The following is a 2,797-nucleotide window of genomic DNA, read 5'->3' as shown; positions in this document are numbered from 1 at the left end:
CCTGAAGACCCTGCAGGACTGGGTGCTGGAGCGGCGGTTCAAGGCGGTGCCGGGCGTGATCGACGTCACCGGCTGGGGCGGCAAGACCAAGGCCTACGAGGTCGACATCGACCGCTCGCGCCTGACCGCCTTCGGCGTGTCGCTGAGCCAGGTGATCGCGAGCCTCAACAACGCCAACATCAATGTCGGCGGCCAGACCCTGAACATCGGGCCACAGGCGGCGATCGTCCGCGGCGTCGGCCTGATCCACTCCATGGACGACGTGCGCCACACGTTGGTCACCGCGCCGAACGGCCGGCCGGTGACCATCGAGGACGTGGCAACCGTCCAGGTCGGCCACCTGCCCAGGCTCGGCGTCGCCGGCCAGGACGGCGACGGCGACGTGGTGGAGGGCATCGTGCTGATGCACCGCGGCGAGAAGTCCATGCCCACCATCAAGGCGGTGGAGGCCGAGGTCGCCAAGATCAACACCACCGACATCCTGCCGCCCGGCGTCCACATCGAGAAGATCTACGACCGTTCCGACCTGATCGACGTCACCACCCACACCGTGCTCCACAACATGGTGGAGGGCATGGCGCTGATCTTCGCCATCCAGTGGCTGTTCCTGGGCAACCTGCGGAGCGCGGTGATCGTGGCCGTCACCATCCCCTTCGCCCTGTTCTTCGCCATCCTGCTGATGACGCTGCGGGGCGAGTCCGCGAACCTCTTGTCCGTGGGCGCCATCGACTTCGGACTGGTGGTCGACGCCACCGTGATCATGGTGGAAAGCATCTACCGCCACATCGCCGAGCACCCAGGCGGCGACGTCCAGACCCACCGCCGCCACAGCGCCAAGCTCGCCGTCATCTCCGACAGCGCTGCGCAGGTCAGCCGCTCGATCTTCTTCTCCGCCGCCATCATCATCGCCAGCTTCGTGCCGCTGTTCACCATGACCGGGGTGGAAGGCCACATCTTCGGACCAATGGCGCGCACCTACGCCTACGCCATCGCCGGCGGCCTGCTGGCCACCTTCACCATCACGCCGGCGCTTTGCGCCCTGATGCTGCCGGACGACCTGAAGGAGCAGGACACCTTCCTCGTACGCGGCCTGCGCCGCCTCTACACGCCCGCGGTGGAGTTCGCGCTGGCCAACCGGGTGATCACGCTGGGCGGCATGGGGGCGCTGCTCTTGGTCACCGTGCTGGCGGCGGGCTCGCTGGGCGCCGAGTTCCTGCCCCACCTGGAGGAGGGCAACTTCTGGATCCGCGCCACCATGCCCGGCTCCATCTCGCTGGAGGAGGGCGACGGCTACGTCAACCGCATGCGCGCAGTGATCAAGAGCTACCCGGAAGTGCAGACCGTGGTGTCCCAGCACGGCCGCCCCGACGACGGCACCGACGCCACCGGCTTCTTCAACGCCGAGTTCTTCGTGCCCCTGAAGCCCTTCGGGACCTGGCCCGGCCACATCGACAAGGAGAAGCTGACCGAGCAGCTCTCGGGCGACCTGGAGCGCCGCTTCCCGGGCGTGGAGTTCAACTTCTCCCAGACCATCGAGGACAATGTCGAGGAGGCCGCCTCCGGGGTGAAGGGCGCCAACTCCGTCAAGCTGTTCGGCCCGGACCTGGAGACCCTGCAGGCCACCGCCGACAGGATCGGCGCGGTGATGAAGACGGTGCCGGGCGTGGCCGACCTGCAGGTGCTGAGCGCGCTCGGCCAGCCGACCGTCCGCATCGACGTGGACCGGGTGCGCGCCAGCCGCTACGGCCTGCAGCCCGGCGACATCAATGCGGTGGTGTCCGCCGCCATCGGCGGCCAGGCGGCCGGCGCGCTTTACGAGGGGGGTAGCGACCGCAACTTCCCCCTGCTGGTGCGGCTGTCAGCCGAGCACCGAGCGACCCTGGACGACATCCGCAACCTGATGATCGCCGCCCCGACCACCGCGGTCGGCGGGTCGGGCGTGGTCCAGGTCCCCCTGTCCGCCGTAGCGGACGTGAAGCTCGTCTCCGGCGCGGCCTTCGTCTACCGCGAGCAGCAGCAGCGCTACATCCCCATCGAGTTCAGCGTCCGCGGCCGCGACCTTGGATCAACGGTTACCGCCGCTCAGGCCGCCATCGCTCGGCATGTCCAGCTGCCTGGCGGCTACCACCTGGAATGGGTGGGCGAACTCGGCGAGCTGAACTCCGCCCTGGCCCGGCTGGAGGTCGCCATCCCCATCAGCCTGGCGCTGATCGCCTTCCTGCTGTTCATCAACTTCTCGTCCATCGCCGACACCCTGCTGGCGCTCAGCGTCATGCCCATGGCCATGGTGGGCGGCATCCTGGCGCTCTCGCTCACCGGCACCGCGCTGAGCGTCTCCGCGGCGATCGGCTTCATCGGCCTGTTCGGCATCTCGGTGATGAACGGGATCATCGTGCTCTCCTCGTTCAACCACCTGATCCTAGGCGGACTGACGCGGCCTGAGGCCCTGATGCGCGCCTGCGAGACCCAGCTCCGACCCGTCGCCATGACCTGCTTCGCCGCCTGCGTCGGCCTGCTCCCGGCCGCCCTGTCCCACGGTATCGGCTCCCAGGTGCAGCGGCCCCTGGCGCTGGTCGTGGTCGGCGGCATCCTGCTGGCGCCGGCCCTGATCCTGCTGGTCCTGCCCGTGCTCATCGACCTCTTCTCCCGCGCGGGGCGCCCGCGCCCGCCCCCGGCGGGAGCGGAGACCGGGGCGGCTGACGTGGGGGCGCCGGCATGATGGAGCGCAACACCTTTTCTCCTCCCCTGCGAAGCGGGGGAGGTGGCGCGGCGCACTTGCGCCGTGACGGAGGGGGCG

1 protein-coding gene is annotated in these 2,797 nt (G+C 69.2%); it reads left to right on the top strand.

The features are described 5' to 3' along the window. The coding region (locus tag HUV06_RS15745) for an efflux RND transporter permease subunit (protein WP_174302186.1) at nt 1–2,719 on the top strand (2,719 nt) is incomplete at its 5' end. Nucleotides 2,720–2,797: the final 78 nt, after the last annotated feature.

The organism is Caulobacter sp. S45, assembly GCF_903642205.1.
Classification (GTDB): Bacteria; Pseudomonadota; Alphaproteobacteria; order Caulobacterales; family Caulobacteraceae; genus CAHJWH01.
The sequence above is the reverse complement of the archived record's forward strand: the minus strand, read 5'-3'. Positions and strand labels throughout refer to the sequence as shown.